This window comes from Escherichia sp. Marseille-Q3837 (genome assembly GCF_916618735.1).
Classification (GTDB): domain Bacteria; phylum Pseudomonadota; class Gammaproteobacteria; order Enterobacterales; family Enterobacteriaceae; genus Escherichia; species Escherichia ruysiae.
In genome coordinates, this window is the sequence record NZ_CAKAKC010000001.1 from 2,153,408 (window position 1) to 2,171,017 (window position 17,610).

Consider the following 17,610-nt stretch of genomic DNA (forward strand, 5'->3'; position numbering starts at 1 on the left):
GATTGTCATGGCTGAATTACTGTTAGGCGTCAACATTGACCATATCGCAACGCTGCGTAATGCGCGTGGTACTGCTTACCCGGATCCGGTGCAGGCGGCGTTTATTGCCGAGCAGGCGGGCGCGGATGGCATTACCGTGCATTTACGTGAAGATCGCCGCCACATTACCGACCGCGATGTGCGAATCCTGCGTCAGACGCTGGATACCCGCATGAATCTGGAAATGGCGGTGACCGAAGAGATGCTGGCGATTGCCGTTGAGACGAAGCCGCATTTTTGCTGCCTGGTGCCGGAAAAGCGTCAGGAAGTGACAACCGAAGGCGGCCTGGACGTTGCAGGTCAGCGTGACAAAATGCGCGATGCTTGCAAACGTCTGGCAGATGCCGGGATTCAGGTTTCTCTGTTTATCGACGCCGATGAAGAACAAATTAAAGCTGCCGCTGAGGTTGGCGCACCGTTTATTGAGATTCACACCGGTTGTTACGCTGATGCCAAAACTGACGCCGAACAGGCGCAAGAGCTGGCGCGTATCGCCAAAGCCGCGACCTTTGCCGCAAGCCTCGGTCTGAAAGTTAATGCCGGTCACGGCCTGACCTATCACAACGTGAAAGCCATTGCTGCCATCCCTGAAATGCACGAACTGAATATTGGACATGCCATTATCGGTCGTGCGGTGATGACCGGACTGAAAGATGCGGTGGCAGAAATGAAGCGTCTGATGCTGGAAGCGCGTGGCTAATGGCAATATTAGGTTTAGGCACGGATATCGTGGAGATCGCCCGTATTGAAGCGGTGATTGCCCGATCCGGCGATCGCCTGGCACGACGCGTATTAAGCGATAATGAATGGGAGATCTGGAAAACGCACCATCAGCCGGTGCGTTTTCTGGCGAAGCGTTTTGCCGTGAAAGAAGCGGCGGCAAAAGCGTTTGGTACAGGGATCCGCAATGGCCTGGCATTTAATCAGTTTGAAGTGTTCAACGATGAACTCGGCAAGCCACGGTTGCGGTTGTGGGGCGAGGCGTTAAAATTGGCAGAAAAGCTGGGTGTCGCACATATGCATGTGACGCTGGCAGATGAACGCCACTATGCTTGCGCCACGGTAATAATTGAAAGTTAAAACTCTTTCTCGAACACCTAAATAATACTGTTCTTTTAAAAAGTAAAACCCCCGAACTGGTAAGGAACGGGGGTTTTACTTTTTAACTTAAATAATATTGTGCAGCACGCACCCTCAACGAGAGTGATTATGGATCAGGGGGGGTATCTTTTACAAGCAACTTGCAATCTTTAGCATAAAAACTCGAGCCTTGACGAAGAATTCGATAGTGATGGAAAGATTAACGTGACTGCTAATTCATAAGCACTTTAAAATTGGCTTCGTTATTGGAGATTTTGCTGTGCTTTACACCATATCACTGAATTCCCCCATTGAAACGAGTGGTGTCGTCAAAGCTCTGGTGCGGAGTGCAGCATGTACCCTCAATAACTCGCACGTTCAGTTTTGGGGAGATGTAAGGGCTAATCTGAACGGCTGCATTCCTTGTTTAAGGAAAAACGAATGACTGATTGTCGATACCTTATTAAACGGGTAATTAAAGTCGTCATTGCTGTTTTACAGCTGATCCTTCTGTTCTTATAACATCAGGAAACGTACTTAAGGCGCGTCGGCTTAACCAGTCTGACGCGCCTTTAATAATGATAATTAAGTGTCTGCGCAGATATTATAGAAATTCATTCAACGAATGTTTTTATTAATGACATCATGAAAATAAATATAATCATTTCGTTTTTACACGAGTGAATAAGTAATATCCTGCTTCAGAGGCAAAATACTAAATCTTATCCGCATGATGCATCAGCACAAATTTGTCCCACAACTGTTCTTCTGTTTCAACATGCGCCGGATCTTTCACAATAGTATTGGGGATCGGGCACACTTTCTGGCAGGTTGGCGTCTCGTAGTGACCTACGCATTCGGTACACTTATCGCTGTTAATCTCGTAGATATGTTCACCCATCGAAATCGCCTCATTCGGGCATTCGGGTTCACACATATCACAATTGATGCATTTTTTAGTGATTAACAGCGCCATAAGGAAACTCTCAAAACAACACAAACCGGGCGGGCATTATACGCGCATTCTTTACTCAAACCAGTTTTTTCACCAGCGCCTCACTATGACGAATACGTTCAGGTGCCAGTTCCAGATCCTGCTGGATCAGCGCAATGAACAGCAAATCCGTTAACATTCCCTGAGCATGACATGCGGAGATCGAAGCACTGTTTGTCGCTTGTTCTTCGGCAATGGTATACAGGCAATGAGAAGCGCGCTGTTGCAGGGCATTGGGGGTAAAACCGGTGATTGCCAGCACTTTTCCACCCACTCGTAGCATTTCATCTGCTGCCAGGTTTAACTCCCGCCGTACACCTGTGTATGAGATGGCTAATAACAAATCGTCCGGTGACGAAGCTTGCACTGTAGCAAGCAACGCGTGCATATCACGCTCAGCGGCAGCATTAAAACCAATCTTCATCAGCTTCCAGGCAAAATTCTGCGCCACCAGACCGGAAGCGCCGATACCAGTCAGAATAACCCGTCGCGCAGAACGAAGCATCGACACGCATTCATGTAGCTTCTCCTCACTATTGACGTTCAGTGTTGCGTACATGGCAGCCGTGTTTTCTTTAATCAGTTTTTCGCCAACCAGTCGTAACGGATCATTACCGCGAATTTGGTTATGAATGGGTACGGAAGGTGATTCCGGTTGGCTTGCCAGAGCTTCGCTTAATGCCAATTTAAGTGCCGGAAAACCTTTATAGCCAAGTTTTTGCGCGAACTTCACTACGCTGGACTGACTGACTCCGGCTTCGTTGGCCAGTTGTTGGGAACTAAGGTGGCGGGCAGTGTCCGGTTGTAGCAGGAGATAATCCGCCAGCTTTTTATCACTCTGGGCAAGCCCCTGGTAACGCTGACGGATACGAAGTAGGCCGTTCATATCTTTCCTCGCGATGAATTAATGGCGACAACAGGCAATATGAGACATAAGCGAGAGAATATTATATTCCATCAAAGTTAATTGCCATGAATTAAAAATTCCAGTCAACCATTATGCGATAGATTGTTGCCGGAAAAGTGATGATCTATCTGTTAGGCTATCTGGTAGTGAAAATTAATCAGGATGTATCAGTCCAGAGGGGTGTGGTTTGGCAACTCACGAGCGTCGTGTGGTGTTTTTTGACTTAGATGGAACATTGCATCAACAGGATATGTTTGGCAGTTTTCTGCGCTACTTACTGCGCCGACAGCCGCTGAATGCGTTACTTGTTCTGCCGCTGTTGCCGGTCATTGTCATTGCATTATTAATCAAGGGGCGAGCGGCACGTTGGCCGATGAGTCTGCTGCTATGGGGTTGTACCTTTGGTCATAGCGAAGCACGTTTACAGGCGTTACAAGCCGATTTCGTGCATTGGTTTCGCGACAATGTCACTGCTTTCCCGCTAGTGCAGGAACGTCTGACCAGCTATCTGCTAAGCTCCGATGCTGATATTTGGTTGATTACCGGTTCCCCTCAGGCTTTGGTCGAAGCGGTTTATTTCGATACGCCGTGGCTGGCACGCGTTAATCTTATCGCCAGTCAGATCCAGCGCGGCTATGGTGGCTGGGTGCTGACCATGCGCTGTCTCGGTTATGAAAAAGTCGCGCAACTGGAACGCAAAATCGGCACACCGCTGCGGCTGTACAGTGGCTATAGCGACAGTAATCAGGACAATCCGCTACTCTATTTTTGTCAGCATCGCTGGCGGGTAACGCCTCGCGGTGAACTCCAGCAACTGGAATAGAGTAAAGCATAGCGTCCGTGTATAATGCGCCGCGCTTTTATAACCGGAGTTTTCTTTTTGTCTGAAGTCGAATTTAGCCACGAATACTGGATGCGTCATGCGCTGACGCTGGCGAAACGTGCCTGGGACGAGCGAGAAGTGCCGGTCGGCGCGGTATTAGTGCATAACAATCGCGTAATCGGCGAAGGATGGAATCGTCCGATTGGCCGTCATGATCCTACTGCACATGCAGAAATCATGGCGCTGCGGCAAGGAGGGCTGGTGTTGCAGAATTATCGCCTGATCGACGCCACGTTGTATGTCACGCTGGAGCCATGCGTGATGTGCGCCGGAGCGATGATTCACAGCCGCATTGGTCGCGTAGTCTTTGGCGCTCGTGATGCGAAAACTGGTGCCGCCGGATCATTAATGGATGTGCTGCACCATCCAGGTATGAATCATCGAGTGGAAATTACGGAAGGAATACTGGCAGATGAGTGCGCGGCGCTACTCAGCGATTTTTTCCGAATGCGCCGCCACGAAATCAAAGCGCAGAAAAAAGCGCAACCCGCTACAGATTAATTTCGTTTCTCTTCACTTCCCTTCCTGGAAAACAGTAGAGAAGGGGAGTGCGTCAGATAATTAGATGACGACTGCGAAAGAAACGAGAGAAAGGGAAATTTTCCCTTTCCTAATTCAGCAGGTGATACCGCCGGATAATCCTGCGCCAGTTGCATCGCCGCTTCTGTAGCCTGCTTCTCTTTCTCTTGCAGATAACCCACCAGGCTAATCTGATACTTACGAATATTTTCGACATAAGCATAGGCTTCATGCCCACGCGCGTAGCCGTAAGTCAGCTTGCTGTAATAGGGTTTCTGGCTAAGTAAAGGCAGACGCTGTTTGACATCGGCCCAACTGTCAGGATTGCCTTTGGTTTTTGCCGTCAGGGCGCGGGCGTCCAGCATATGTGCATAGCCCATATTATAGGCGGCGAGCGCAAACCAGATCCGCTCATTTTCTGGCACGCTCTCTGGCACTTTACTCATCATATTCTGTAAGTAACGTGCGCCGCCGCTGATGCTTTGTTCGGCATCAGTGCGGTCGGTAATGCCCAGGCTTTGCGCGGTATTTTTGGTTAACATCATCATGCCGCGTACACCGGTCGGCGAAGTGGCCTGTGCATCCCAGTGCGATTCCTGATAAGCAATCGCGGCCAGCAAACGCCAGTCAATTTCTTCGGCGTATTTCTCAAACAGCGGCTTTAACTGCGGCAGTACTGCATCAACGGCGCGTAAAAATGTGCGCGTATCAACGTAATCAAAATCATCGCCATGTCCGAGATATTTCTCTTCAATACGCGCCAGTGTGCCGTCCTCATTCATTTCATTGAAGAAGTCGAGCAGAGCCGCAGAAAGCGTATTATCGTTATCTAATTGACTAAACCAGGTTACCGGTTGTTCATCGGTGATATCCAGTGCCACAGCAAGTTCCGGGTGAACGCGCTGAAACAGGCTGATAGCGACAGAATCGGCAATGGTGTAATCCAGCTTACCTTCGATAACATCTTCCATTAACTCCACAGAACCTTTTCTGTCGTCCACTTTCCAGCTTAATTCCGGGAACTTAGTCTCTTTCAGTTTTTGCAGATCGTTAATGACAACATGCCCGGGAGCGACGGACAACTGTTCCGCCGTCAGATTGCCCAGCGTCCGTGGTCGATACTGACCCACTTTATAGACCAGTTGCTGTGAAACGGAATAATAGGTTGGGCCAGGCTGATAATTTTTAACCCTTTCGCTGTTATAGACCAGTCCCGCCGCCAGCAGATCGGCATCACCGTTATCGAGATCGTCAAACAACTGGCTGATGTTCTGCCGTACGGTGACTTTCAGCTTTACGCCGAGGTAATCGGCAAACTGTTTTGCCAGTTCGTAATCCAGACCAAAAGGTTTACCGTTGATTTCGTTATATGTCAGGGGAGTATGAATGGTGCTCACGCGCAACTCTCCCCGCGCTTGAATGGCGGCGATACGATTGTCGGCTTTACCAAACCAGGGAATGGATGGCCAGAGAGCGACCGCGAGAAGCAGTGCCAGAATGCCGATGAACAGATAATTAATCTTTAATTTTTTCAATTAGTTAATTCTCTGTGTCGTGCGCGTCCCAGCCTGAAAGATCGTAATGCTATTGAAAGGTTTACTCATAAATGAGCGGCATTTTGCGTAAACTTGCGCCAGTTGGCAACTTATTACAGAGATTGGCGGCACGCGTTGCTAATTCACGATGGTGATTTTATTTCCACGCAAACGGTTTCGTCAGCGCATCAGATTCTTTATAATGACGCCCGTTTCCCCCCTTGGGTACACCGAAAGCTTAGAAGACGAGAGACTTATGATGGAAATTCTGCGTGGTTCGCCTGCATTGTCGGCATTCCGAATCAACAAACTGCTGGCACGTTTTCAGGCTGCCAGGCTCCCGGTTCACACTATTTACGCCGAGTATGTCCATTTTGCTGACCTCAATGCGCCGTTAAACGATGATGAGCACGCACAACTTGAACGCCTGCTGAAATATGGCCCGGCACTCGCCAGCCACGCCCCGCAAGGTAAACTCCTGCTGGTGACCCCGCGTCCAGGCACCATCTCTCCCTGGTCTTCGAAAGCGACCGATATCGCCCATAACTGCGGGCTGCAACAGGTAAACCGCCTTGAGCGCGGCGTTGCTTACTATGTAGAAGCCGGTACGCTGACCAATGACCAATGGCAGCAGGTTACCGCTGAACTGCACGACCGCATGATGGAAACGGTCTTTTTCGCTTTAGATGATGCAGAGCAACTGTTTGCTCATCATCAACCGACTCCGGTTACCAGCGTTGATTTGCTGGGGCAGGGGCGTCAGGCGCTAATCGACGCTAACCTGCGTCTTGGCCTGGCACTGGCGGAAGATGAAATTGACTATCTGCAGGATGCTTTCACGAAGCTTGGTCGTAACCCGAACGACATAGAGCTTTATATGTTCGCCCAGGCGAACTCTGAGCACTGCCGTCATAAGATTTTTAACGCCGACTGGATTATCGACGGTGAACAGCAACCGAAATCGCTGTTCAAGATGATCAAAAACACCTTCGAAACCACGCCGGATCACGTTCTCTCTGCTTATAAAGATAACGCCGCCGTAATGGAAGGTTCTGAAGTGGGCCGCTACTTTGCTGACCACGAAACAGGTCGCTACGACTATCATCAGGAACCGGCGCACATCCTGATGAAAGTAGAAACCCACAACCACCCGACGGCGATTTCTCCGTGGCCGGGCGCGGCGACTGGTTCTGGCGGCGAAATCCGTGATGAAGGCGCAACCGGACGCGGCGCGAAGCCGAAAGCCGGCCTGGTCGGTTTCTCCGTATCCAACCTGCGTATCCCTGGCTTTGAACAGCCGTGGGAAGAAGATTTCGGTAAGCCTGAACGTATTGTTACTGCACTGGATATCATGACCGAAGGCCCGCTGGGCGGCGCGGCGTTTAACAATGAATTTGGTCGTCCGGCACTGAACGGCTATTTCCGTACGTATGAAGAAAAAGTGAACAGCCACAACGGCGAAGAGCTGCGCGGTTATCACAAACCGATCATGCTGGCGGGCGGGATCGGCAATATTCGCGCCGATCACGTACAAAAAGGTGAGATCAACGTCGGCGCGAAGCTGGTCGTTCTCGGCGGCCCGGCAATGAACATCGGCCTTGGCGGCGGCGCGGCGTCTTCCATGGCGTCTGGTCAGTCTGATGCCGACCTCGATTTTGCTTCCGTACAGCGCGATAACCCGGAGATGGAGCGTCGTTGCCAGGAAGTGATCGACCGTTGCTGGCAGTTGGGTGATGCCAACCCAATTCTGTTTATCCATGACGTTGGCGCGGGCGGTCTTTCTAACGCCATGCCGGAACTGGTGAGCGACGGCGGACGCGGCGGTAAATTCGAACTGCGCGATATTCTGAGCGATGAACCGGGCATGAGCCCGCTGGAAATCTGGTGTAACGAATCCCAGGAACGCTACGTGCTGGCGGTTGCAGCCGATCAGTTACCGCTGTTTGACGAATTGTGTAAACGTGAACGTGCGCCATACGCGGTGATTGGTGAAGCGACCGAAGAACTGCATCTTTCTCTGCACGATCGTCATTTTGATAATCAGCCAATCGATCTGCCGCTGGACGTGCTGCTTGGCAAAACGCCGAAGATGACCCGCGATGTACAAACGCTGAAAGCGAAGGGCGATGCGCTGGCTCGTGAAGGGATCACCATTGCTGACGCGGTGAAACGCGTGCTGCATCTGCCGACTGTGGCAGAGAAAACCTTCCTTGTGACCATTGGCGACCGCAGCGTAACCGGCATGGTGGCGCGCGATCAGATGGTTGGTCCGTGGCAGGTGCCGGTCGCTAACTGCGCGGTCACTACCGCCAGCCTCGATAGCTACTACGGCGAAGCGATGGCAATTGGCGAGCGTGCGCCGGTTGCGCTGCTGGATTTCGCCGCCTCTGCCCGTCTGGCGGTCGGTGAAGCGTTAACCAATATTGCCGCAACACAGATTGGCGATATCAAACGCATTAAACTTTCCGCCAACTGGATGGCGGCGGCAGGCCACCCTGGTGAAGATGCTGGCCTGTATGAAGCCGTTAAAGCCGTGGGTGAAGAACTTTGTCCGGCGCTGGGCCTGACGATCCCGGTGGGTAAAGACTCTATGTCGATGAAAACCCGCTGGCAGGAAGGTAACGAAGAGCGCGAAATGACGTCGCCGTTGTCGCTGGTGATTTCCGCATTTGCCCGCGTGGAAGATGTACGTCACACCATCACGCCGCAGCTTTCTACCGAAGATAACGCACTGCTGCTGATTGATTTGGGCAAAGGCAATAACGCGCTGGGCGCAACGGCGCTGGCGCAGGTTTATCGTCAGCTTGGCGACAAACCGGCAGATGTACGTGACGTCGCGCAACTGAAAGGCTTCTATGACGCGATTCAGGCGCTGGTTGCACAGCGTAAGTTGCTCGCGTATCACGACCGCTCTGATGGCGGCCTGCTGGTAACGCTGGCGGAAATGGCGTTTGCCGGTCATTGCGGTATTGAAGCGGATATCGCCACTCTGGGTGACGATCGCCTGGCGGCGTTGTTTAACGAAGAGCTGGGTGCGGTGATTCAGGTACGTGCCGCTGACCGTGAAGCGGTCGAGTCCGTACTGGCACAGCATGGGCTTGCGGATTGCGTCCATTATGTAGGGCAGGCGGTTTCCGGTGACCGTTTTGTGATTACCGCCAACGGGCAGACTGTATTCAGCGAAAGCCGCACTACGTTGCGTGTCTGGTGGGCAGAAACCACCTGGCAGATGCAGCGCCTGCGTGACAACCCGGAGTGTGCCGATCAGGAGCATCAGGCGAAATCTAATGACGCCGATCCGGGGCTGAATGTGAAATTGTCGTTCGATATCAACGAAGATGTGGCAGCACCGTTTATTGCCACTGGTGCGCGCCCGAAAGTTGCCGTACTGCGTGAGCAGGGCGTGAACTCGCATGTGGAAATGGCGGCAGCGTTCCACCGTGCGGGCTTCGATGCTATCGACGTGCATATGAGCGACCTGCTGGCTGGACGCACTGGCCTGGAGGATTTCCACGCTCTGGTGGCGTGCGGTGGTTTCTCCTACGGTGATGTGCTGGGTGCCGGTGAAGGTTGGGCGAAGTCTATCCTGTTCAATAATCGTGTACGCGATGAGTTTGCAACCTTCTTCCACCGTCCGCAAACGCTGGCGCTGGGGGTATGTAACGGTTGCCAAATGATGTCTAATCTGCGTGAACTGATCCCGGGTAGCGAGTTGTGGCCACGTTTTGTGCGTAACACCTCCGATCGCTTTGAAGCGCGTTTCAGCCTGGTAGAAGTAACCCAAAGCCCGTCGCTGCTGTTGCAAGGGATGGTGGGTTCACAGATGCCGATTGCCGTTTCTCACGGTGAAGGGCGTGTTGAAGTACGCGATGCGGCGCATCTGGCAGCACTGGAAAGTAAAGGGCTGGTGGCACTGCGCTATGTCGATAACTTCGGCAAGGTCACCGAAACTTACCCGGCTAACCCGAACGGTTCCCCGAACGGCATTACGGCGGTCACGACTGAAAGCGGTCGTGTCACCATTATGATGCCGCACCCGGAGCGTGTTTTCCGTACTGTCAGCAACTCCTGGCATCCGGAAAACTGGGGCGAGGATGGTCCGTGGATGCGTATTTTCCGCAATGCGCGTAAGCAGCTGGGTTAAGGTATCGGGCAATATGCGCATCGCCTGATGCGCTATGCTTACCTGGTTGGCTCGGATGGGTTTGCAATATATTGAATTCGCAAGATTTTGTAGGCCGGATAAAGCGTTTACGCCGCATCCGGCATTACACAACCACTTAGCCAACAGTTATAAGCTCCCAGCTCCGGGAGCTTTTTTGTGTCTGTAAATCACGACAATGTGTGAGTTATCGTGTCGCTTATAGGTGACACTTAACTTGTTGATTTAATTTAAAACGAATAATTTTAGCTTCAGGTGTCTCTTTTAAGCGACACGGTGGCTGATTTATAGCCAAACAGTGGGGCAGCCATTAATCCATCAAACTCACGCTTTATCAGTACGTTATCAAACCATTTTATTTATTGGCACAGTTACTGCATAATAATAACCAGTGGCTCATTCATCCGCTTATGTCAGCCCCTTCGGGACGTGCTACATAAAATTAGAATGACGCACAACAAGGTGCCTGCCGTCCAACTTCTGATATCAGCTTAGCTATATCAACCATCGGGCGAAACGTCGAGTTAGGCACCGCCTTATTCCACAACAAAGCCGGGTAATTCCCGGCTTTGTTGTATCTGAACGTCCCCTCGGTTAGCATCACTCTATTCGCGTCTGACGAGAGTAACACCTTGAAACGCTGGCCCGTTTTTCCCCGCTCATTACGACAACTGGTAATGCTGGCATTCTTGCTCATTTTGCTCCCTCTGTTGGTACTGGCATGGCAAGCCTGGCAAAGCCTGAATGCGCTTAGCGATCAGGCGGCGCTGGTTAACCGCACTACGCTTATCGATGCCCGGCGCAGTGAAGCGATGACCAACGCGGCGCTGGAGATGGAGCGTAGCTACCGTCAGTATTGCGTGCTGGACGACCCTACGCTTGCGAAGGTTTATCAAAGCCAGCGCAAGCGTTACAGCGAAATGCTCGATGCCCACGCAGGTGTGCTGCCGGACGATAAACTTTACCAGGCATTGCGTCAGGATTTGAATAATCTGGCTCAACTTCAGTGTAACAACAGCGGTCCTGATGCTGCCGCCGCCGCGCGTCTGGAAGCCTTTGCCAGTGCCAATACCGAAATGGTACAAGCCACTCGCACTGTGGTGTTCTCTCGCGGGCAGCAGTTACAACGCGAAATCGCCGAACGTGGGCAATATTTTGGTTGGCAGTCGCTGGTGCTATTTCTGGTGAGTCTGGTGATGGTGTTGCTTTTCACGCGGATGATTATCGGCCCGGTGAAAAATATTGAACGGATGATCAACCGTCTGGGGGAGGGGCGCTCACTGGGCAATAGCGTTTCGTTCAGTGGACCGAGTGAATTACGCTCGGTTGGGCAACGTATTCTTTGGTTAAGCGAGCGCCTGTCATGGCTGGAATCCCAGCGGCACCAGTTCTTACGTCATTTATCTCATGAATTAAAAACGCCGCTGGCGAGTATGCGCGAGGGCACGGAATTACTGGCTGACCAGGTTGTCGGGCCGCTTACGCCAGAGCAAAAAGAGGTGGTGAGCATTCTTGATAGCAGTAGCCGCAATTTGCAAAAACTGATCGAACAACTGCTTGATTACAACCGTAAACAGGCGGACGGCGCGGTGGAGCTGGAGAACGTAGAGCTGGCACCGCTGGTAGAGATGGTGGTTTCCGCTCACAGCTTGCCAGCACGGGCTAAAATGATGCATACCGACGTCGATCTCAAAGCAACAACTTGCCTGGCGGCGCCAATGTTGCTGATGAGCGTACTGGATAATCTTTACTCCAATGCGGTGCACTACGGGGCTGAATCCGGTAACATTTGCCTTCGCAGTAGTTTACATGGTGCGCGGGTTTATATTGATGTCATCAATACAGGCACGCCCATTCCGCAAGAGGAGCGCGCCATGATCTTCGAACCCTTTTTTCAGGGAAGCCACCAGCGAAAAGGGGCGGTGAAGGGCAGCGGTCTGGGATTAAGCATTGCCAGGGATTGTATTCGCCGTATGCAGGGGGAACTGTATCTGGTCGACGAGAGCGGGCAAGATGTTTGTTTCCGCATTGAATTACCGTCGTCGAAAAACACGAAATAATGTTAAGAGCCTATCCCATTAGGCTATTTTATTTGCCAGTTTGGCTCCGGGCGGTGCTCGAAATCCTCACGTACTACGTGTACGCTCCGGTTTCTCCGCGTTGTCCGTGTCCAAACTGCCTGCAACGATTACGCCTACTGGGAAAGGCTCTAAGTCTGGTGAATATGCGACACATTTTTCAACGATTATTGCCCCGACGGCTGTGGCTGGCGGGGTTGCCTTGTCTGGCGTTGCTGGGTTGTGTGCAGAGTCACGATAAGCCAGCCATAGATACGTCAGCACAAGAAAAAATTCCGGTTTATCAACTGGCTGATTATCTTTCTACCGAATGTAGCGACATCTGGGCGCTGCAAGGTAAATCAACCGAAACTAATCCTCTTTACTGGCTACGGGCGATGGATTGCGCCAACCGTTTAATGCCAGCGCAGTCGCGCCAGCAAGCCCGTAAGTATGGCGATGGCAGCTGGCAAAATACCTTTAAACAGGGGATTTTGCTCGCCGACGCTAAAATTACGCCGTATGAGCGTCGCCAGATGGTCGCGCGCATAGACGCGTTAAGTACTGAGATCCCGGCGCAGGTTCGCCCGCTGTATCAACTCTGGCGCGACGATCAGGCGTTACAATTGCAACTGGCACAAGAGCGTCAACGCTACAGTAAACTCCAGCAGTCCAGCGACAGCGAACTGGATACCTTGCGCCAGCAGCATCACTTTCTACAGCAACAACTGGAACTCACCACTCGCAAGCTGGAAAACCTGACCGATATTGAACGTCAGCTCTCGACCCGCAAACCGGCCGGAAATTTCGCGCCGGACACACCGCACGAGAGCGAAACGCCCGCACCATCTACCAGTGAGGTCACCCCTGATGAGCCATAAACCTGCGCATTTATTATTGGTCGATGACGATCCGGGATTGCTGAAACTGCTTGGCCTGCGCCTGACCAGCGAAGGCTACAGCGTGGTCACGGCGGAAAGTGGCGCTGAAGGATTACGGGTACTGAATCGCGAAAAAGTAGATTTAGTCATCAGCGACCTGCGGATGGATGAAATGGACGGTATGCAACTGTTTGCTGAAATCCAGAAAGTGCAGCCGGGAATGCCAGTAATTATTCTTACCGCGCATGGTTCCATTCCCGATGCCGTTGCCGCGACACAGCAGGGCGTGTTCAGTTTCCTCACCAAACCTGTTGATAAAGACGCGTTGTATCAGGCAATTGACGATGCATTGGAACAATCCGCGCCAGCCACAGACGAACGCTGGAGTGAGGCGATTGTTACCCGCAGTCCACTGATGTTGCGTTTGCTGGAACAGGCGCGGCTGGTGGCGCAATCAGATGTTAGCGTTTTGATTAACGGTCAGAGCGGCACCGGAAAAGAGATTTTCGCCCAGGCTATCCACAACGCAAGCCCGCGCAACAGCAAACCATTTATTGCTATTAACTGTGGCGCATTGCCCGAGCAGTTGCTGGAGTCGGAGCTGTTTGGTCATGCACGCGGCGCGTTTACCGGCGCTGTCAGCAATCGCGAGGGCTTATTCCAGGCGGCGGAAGGCGGTACGTTATTTCTCGATGAGATTGGCGATATGCCCGCGCCTTTGCAGGTCAAACTGCTGCGCGTGTTGCAGGAGCGTAAAGTGCGTCCGCTGGGCAGTAACCGCGATATTGATATCGACGTGCGGATTATTTCCGCCACTCACCGCGACCTGCCAAAAGCGATGGCGCGCGGGGAGTTCCGCGAAGATCTCTATTACCGCCTCAACGTTGTCAGCCTGAAAATTCCGGCACTGGCGGAGCGCACGGAAGATATTCCGCTACTGGCAAATCACTTGTTGCGCCAGGCGGCAGAGCGACATAAACCGTTTGTCCGCGCGTTCTCCACTGATGCAATAAAACGCCTGATGACCGCGAGCTGGCCAGGCAATGTGCGTCAGTTGGTCAACGTGATTGAACAGTGCGTGGCGCTGACCTCATCCCCGGTAATTAGTGATGCGCTGGTGGAACAGGCGCTGGAGGGCGAAAACACGGCGCTGCCCACCTTTGTTGAGGCGCGTAATCAGTTTGAACTCAACTATTTGCGTAAGCTGCTGCAAATCACTAAAGGCAACGTCACCCACGCGGCGAGAATGGCGGGGCGCAACCGGACAGAATTTTATAAACTGCTTTCCCGACACGAGCTGGATGCAAACGATTTCAAGGAATGAATCGGCGTAATGTGTTACGTTTAGCAGATCAGAAGACAGGCGACCTTTTCAAGGAATAGCATGAAAAAGATTGATGCGATTATTAAACCCTTCAAGCTGGACGATGTCCGCGAGGCACTGGCTGAAGTCGGCATTACCGGCATGACGGTCACCGAGGTGAAAGGTTTTGGCCGCCAGAAAGGCCATACCGAGCTGTATCGCGGCGCGGAATATATGGTGGATTTTCTGCCGAAGGTGAAAATTGAGATTGTCGTACCAGACGACATTGTCGATACCTGTGTAGATACCATTATTCGCACTGCGCAAACCGGCAAAATCGGTGACGGTAAAATTTTCGTCTTTGACGTGGCACGGGTTATTCGTATCCGTACCGGTGAAGAGGACGACGCGGCGATTTAAACCGCGTCAGGGTTGCCGGATGTTTCCATCCGGCAATATCAAATCACAGCACCTTATGCGGGCCAAAGCATTCGTAATGAATGTTTTCCTGCTTCACGCCCAGATCCACTAACTGTTTCGCGGCAAACTGCATGAAGCCCACCGGACCGCAGAGATAGAACTGCATGGACGGATCGCTGAACGCACCTTCCAGTTTGCTCAAATCCATCAGACCTTCGCTATCAAACTGACCTTTCGCGCGATCGGCCTCACTCGGCTGACGATACCAGGTGTGTGCGGTAAAGCGCGGCAGTGATTGCCCCAACTCCTTAACTTCATCAGCAAAGGCGTGAACATCGCCATTTTCTGCCGCATGGAACCAGTTCACTTGTGCTGTGTGGCCTGCTTTTGCCAGCGTATCGAGCATAGCCAGCATTGGCGTTTGACCGACACCGGCAGAGATTAAGGTTACCGGTGTGTCATTTGTCACATCCATAAAGAAATCACCCGCCGGAGCCACCAGCTTCACGACATCGCCAACATTGGCGTGATTGTGCAGCCAGTTGGATACCTGCCCACCCTCTTCGCGTTTCACCGCAATACGATAGCCTTTGCCATCCGGCTTGCGGGTCAAAGAGTATTGGCGAATTTCCTGATGCGGGAAACCTTCCGGTTTCAGCCAGACACCGAGATATTGCCCCGGACGGTATTCTGCCACTGCGCCACCGTCGACCGGCTCCAGTTCGAAGCTGGTGATAAGCGCGCTGCGCGGTGTTTTAGCCACAATGCGGAAATCGCGAGTACCTTCCCAGCCACCGGCTTTGCTGGCGTTTTCGTTATAGATTTCCGCCTCGCGATTGATAAATACATTAGCCAGTACGCCATAGGCTTTCCCCCACGCGTCCAGCACTTCCTGCCCCGGGCTGAACATTTCGTCCAGGGTCGCCAACAGGTGTTCACCGACGATGTTGTACTGTTCCGGTTTGATCTGGAAGCTGGTGTGCTTCTGAGCGATTTTTTCTACGGCTGGCAGCAGCGCAGGCAGGTTTTCAATATTACTGGCGTAGGCGGCAATGGCGTTAAACAGGGCTTCACGTTGATCGCCATTACGCTGGTTACTCATGTTAAAAATTTCTTTGAGTTCTGGGTTATGAGTAAACATACGGTCGTAGAAATGGGCGGTTAACTTTGGCCCCGTTTCCACCAGTAAAGGGATGGTGGCTTTTACTGTAGCGATGGTTTGAGCGTCAAGCATATGGTCTTCCTTTTTTTGCATCTTAATTGATGTATCTCAAATGCATCTTATAAAAAATAGCCCTGCAATGTAAATGGTTCTTTGGTGTTTTTCAGAAAGAATGTGATGAAGTGAAAAATTTGCATCACAAACCTGAAAAGAAATCCGTTTCCGGTTGCAAGCTCTTTATTCTCCAAAGCCTTGCGCAGCCTGAAGGTAATCGTTTGCGTAAATTCCTTTGTCAAGACCTGTTATCGCACAATGATTCGGTTATACTGTTCGCCGTTGTCCAACAGGACCGCCTATAAAGGCCAAAAATTTTATTGTTAGCTGAGTCAGGAGATGCGGATGTTAAAGCGTGAAATGAACATTGCCGATTATGATGCCGAACTGTGGCAGGCTATGGAGCAGGAAAAAGTACGTCAGGAAGAGCACATCGAACTGATCGCCTCCGAAAACTACACCAGCCCGCGCGTAATGCAGGCGCAGGGTTCTCAGCTGACCAACAAATATGCTGAAGGTTATCCGGGCAAACGCTACTACGGCGGTTGCGAGTATGTTGATATCGTTGAACAACTGGCGATCGATCGTGCGAAAGAACTGTTCGGCGCTGACTACGCTAACGTCCAGCCGCACTCCGGCTCCCAGGCTAACTTTGCGGTCTACACCGCGCTGCTGGAACCAGGTGATACCGTTCTGGGTATGAACCTGGCGCATGGCGGTCACCTGACTCACGGTTCTCCGGTTAACTTCTCCGGTAAACTGTACAACATCGTTCCTTACGGTATCGATGCTACCGGTCATATCGACTACGCCGATCTGGAAAAACAAGCCAAAGAACACAAACCGAAAATGATTATCGGTGGCTTCTCTGCATATTCCGGCGTGGTGGACTGGGCGAAAATGCGTGAAATCGCTGACAGCATCGGTGCTTACCTGTTCGTTGATATGGCGCACGTTGCGGGCCTGGTTGCTGCTGGCGTCTACCCGAACCCAGTTCCTCATGCTCACGTTGTTACTACCACCACTCACAAAACCCTGGCGGGTCCGCGCGGCGGTCTGATCCTGGCGAAAGGTGGTAGCGAAGAGCTGTACAAAAAACTGAACTCTGCCGTTTTCCCTGGTGGTCAGGGCGGTCCGTTGATGCACGTAATCGCCGGTAAAGCGGTTGCTCTGAAAGAAGCGATGGAGCCTGAGTTCAAAACTTACCAGCAGCAGGTCGCTAAAAACGCTAAAGCGATGGTAGAAGTGTTCCTGGAACGCGGCTACAAAGTGGTTTCCGGCGGCACTGATAACCACCTGTTCCTGGTTGATCTGGTTGATAAAAACCTGACCGGTAAAGAAGCAGACGCCGCTCTGGGCCGTGCTAACATCACCGTCAACAAAAACAGCGTACCGAACGATCCGAAGAGCCCGTTTGTGACCTCCGGTATTCGCGTGGGTACTCCGGCGATTACGCGTCGCGGCTTCAAAGAAGCAGAAGCGAAAGAACTGGCTGGCTGGATGTGTGACGTGCTGGACAGCATCAATGATGAAGCCGTTATCGAGCGTATCAAAGGTAAAGTTCTCGACATCTGCGCACGTTACCCGGTTTACGCATAAGCGAAACGGTTAATC

General features: G+C 51.9%; 15 protein-coding genes. 11 read left to right on the forward strand and 4 right to left on the reverse strand.

What is annotated here, in order from left to right:
- Positions 1–7: 7 nt before the first annotated feature.
- The 3 genes from pdxJ to shoB all read left to right on the forward strand — a co-directional run bounded on the left by pdxJ (position 8) and on the right by shoB (position 1,641).
- Entirely contained in the window at positions 8–739 is a 732-nt protein-coding gene (pdxJ, locus tag LG381_RS10105) for a pyridoxine 5'-phosphate synthase (RefSeq protein WP_001297412.1), read from the forward strand.
- Entirely contained in the window at positions 739–1,119 is a 381-nt protein-coding gene (gene acpS, locus LG381_RS10110) for a holo-ACP synthase (RefSeq protein WP_000986026.1), read from the forward strand. Before pdxJ ends, acpS begins: the two co-directional genes overlap by 1 nt.
- 441 nt (positions 1,120–1,560) lie before the next feature.
- The gene (gene shoB, locus LG381_RS10115; RefSeq protein WP_000128779.1) at positions 1,561–1,641 is read left to right on the forward strand and encodes a type I toxin-antitoxin system toxin ShoB; all 81 of its coding nucleotides are present in this window, start codon (positions 1,561–1,563) and stop codon (positions 1,639–1,641) included.
- A 193-nt stretch (positions 1,642–1,834) separates the two neighbouring features.
- Here shoB and yfhL read toward each other — a convergent pair whose 3' ends face one another.
- Together yfhL and LG381_RS10125 are read right to left on the reverse strand one after the other, a co-directional pair.
- The gene (yfhL, locus tag LG381_RS10120; RefSeq protein ID WP_001196294.1) at positions 1,835–2,095 is read right to left on the reverse strand and encodes a 4Fe-4S dicluster ferredoxin YfhL; all 261 of its coding nucleotides are present in this window, start codon (positions 2,093–2,095) and stop codon (positions 1,835–1,837) included.
- 55 nt (positions 2,096–2,150) lie between these two features.
- Positions 2,151–2,999 (reverse strand): MurR/RpiR family transcriptional regulator, encoded by an 849-nt coding sequence (locus LG381_RS10125; protein WP_001013782.1) that lies wholly within the window; start codon positions 2,997–2,999, stop codon positions 2,151–2,153.
- Between the two features lie 208 nt (positions 3,000–3,207).
- Here LG381_RS10125 and yfhb point away from each other — a divergent pair, with 208 nt between their 5' ends.
- Together yfhb and tadA are read left to right on the forward strand one after the other, a co-directional pair.
- The gene (yfhb, locus tag LG381_RS10130) at positions 3,208–3,843 is read left to right on the forward strand and encodes a phosphatidylglycerophosphatase C (RefSeq protein ID WP_225762364.1); all 636 of its coding nucleotides are present in this window, start codon (positions 3,208–3,210) and stop codon (positions 3,841–3,843) included.
- A gap of 57 nt (positions 3,844–3,900) precedes the next feature.
- Complete coding sequence (gene tadA / locus LG381_RS10135; RefSeq protein ID WP_225762365.1) at positions 3,901–4,404, forward strand: tRNA adenosine(34) deaminase TadA; 504 nt, start codon at positions 3,901–3,903, stop codon at positions 4,402–4,404.
- On the opposite strand, the gene mltF is transcribed toward tadA, so the two are convergent.
- A complete protein-coding gene (mltF, locus tag LG381_RS10140; RefSeq protein ID WP_085461025.1) occupies positions 4,401–5,957 on the reverse strand; it encodes a membrane-bound lytic murein transglycosylase MltF in 1,557 nt (518 codons plus the stop codon). The genes tadA and mltF overlap by 4 nt on opposite strands.
- Before the next feature lie 256 nt (positions 5,958–6,213).
- On the opposite strand from mltF, the gene purL reads away from it, so the two are divergent.
- From purL to glnB, 5 genes are all read left to right on the forward strand, one after another.
- The gene (purL, locus tag LG381_RS10145) at positions 6,214–10,101 is read left to right on the forward strand and encodes a phosphoribosylformylglycinamidine synthase (protein WP_225762366.1); all 3,888 of its coding nucleotides are present in this window, start codon (positions 6,214–6,216) and stop codon (positions 10,099–10,101) included.
- A gap of 650 nt (positions 10,102–10,751) precedes the next feature.
- Positions 10,752–12,179 (forward strand): two component system sensor histidine kinase QseE/GlrK, encoded by a 1,428-nt coding sequence (qseE, locus tag LG381_RS10150; RefSeq protein WP_105290340.1) that lies wholly within the window; start codon positions 10,752–10,754, stop codon positions 12,177–12,179.
- Between the two features lie 164 nt (positions 12,180–12,343).
- Positions 12,344–13,057, forward strand: a complete 714-nt coding sequence (qseG, locus tag LG381_RS10155) for a two-component system QseEF-associated lipoprotein QseG (RefSeq protein ID WP_024212404.1) — start codon at positions 12,344–12,346, stop codon at positions 13,055–13,057.
- Complete coding sequence (glrR, locus tag LG381_RS10160; RefSeq protein ID WP_222680722.1) at positions 13,047–14,381, forward strand: two-component system response regulator GlrR; 1,335 nt, start codon at positions 13,047–13,049, stop codon at positions 14,379–14,381. The genes qseG and glrR overlap by 11 nt, the downstream gene beginning before the upstream one ends.
- A 60-nt stretch (positions 14,382–14,441) precedes the next feature.
- Positions 14,442–14,780 carry a nitrogen regulatory protein P-II gene (glnB, locus tag LG381_RS10165; RefSeq protein ID WP_000717694.1) on the forward strand — a complete coding sequence of 113 codons (339 nt, stop codon included), beginning with the start codon at positions 14,442–14,444 and terminating at the stop codon, positions 14,778–14,780.
- 43 nt (positions 14,781–14,823) lie between these two features.
- On the opposite strand, the gene hmpA is transcribed toward glnB, so the two are convergent.
- On the reverse strand, positions 14,824–16,014 hold the full coding sequence (gene hmpA / locus LG381_RS10170) for an NO-inducible flavohemoprotein (protein ID WP_225762367.1): 1,191 nt from the start codon (positions 16,012–16,014) through the stop codon (positions 14,824–14,826).
- Positions 16,015–16,341: 327 nt separating this feature from the next.
- Between hmpA and glyA the strand changes: the two genes are divergently transcribed.
- Positions 16,342–17,595 (forward strand): serine hydroxymethyltransferase, encoded by a 1,254-nt coding sequence (gene glyA, locus LG381_RS10175; protein ID WP_000919159.1) that lies wholly within the window; start codon positions 16,342–16,344, stop codon positions 17,593–17,595.
- The last annotated feature ends 15 nt before the right edge of the window (positions 17,596–17,610 follow it).

What these genes read in the sequence shown, in the direction of transcription:
- qseG (WP_024212404.1), top strand. Translation starts at nt 12,344, where the DNA reads ATGCGACACATTTTTCAACGATTATTGCCCCGACGGCTGTGGCTGGCG.
- shoB (WP_000128779.1), top strand. Translation starts at nt 1,561, where the DNA reads ATGACTGATTGTCGATACCTTATTAAACGGGTAATTAAAGTCGTCATT.
- glrR (WP_222680722.1), top strand. Translation starts at nt 13,047, where the DNA reads ATGAGCCATAAACCTGCGCATTTATTATTGGTCGATGACGATCCGGGA.
- glyA (WP_000919159.1), top strand. Translation starts at nt 16,342, where the DNA reads ATGTTAAAGCGTGAAATGAACATTGCCGATTATGATGCCGAACTGTGG.
- pdxJ (WP_001297412.1), top strand. Translation starts at nt 8, where the DNA reads ATGGCTGAATTACTGTTAGGCGTCAACATTGACCATATCGCAACGCTG.
- yfhL (WP_001196294.1), bottom strand. Translation starts at nt 2,095, where the DNA reads ATGGCGCTGTTAATCACTAAAAAATGCATCAATTGTGATATGTGTGAA.
- acpS (WP_000986026.1), top strand. Translation starts at nt 739, where the DNA reads ATGGCAATATTAGGTTTAGGCACGGATATCGTGGAGATCGCCCGTATT.
- LG381_RS10125 (WP_001013782.1), bottom strand. Translation starts at nt 2,999, where the DNA reads ATGAACGGCCTACTTCGTATCCGTCAGCGTTACCAGGGGCTTGCCCAG.
- hmpA (WP_225762367.1), bottom strand. Translation starts at nt 16,014, where the DNA reads ATGCTTGACGCTCAAACCATCGCTACAGTAAAAGCCACCATCCCTTTA.
- purL (WP_225762366.1), top strand. Translation starts at nt 6,214, where the DNA reads ATGATGGAAATTCTGCGTGGTTCGCCTGCATTGTCGGCATTCCGAATC.
- glnB (WP_000717694.1), top strand. Translation starts at nt 14,442, where the DNA reads ATGAAAAAGATTGATGCGATTATTAAACCCTTCAAGCTGGACGATGTC.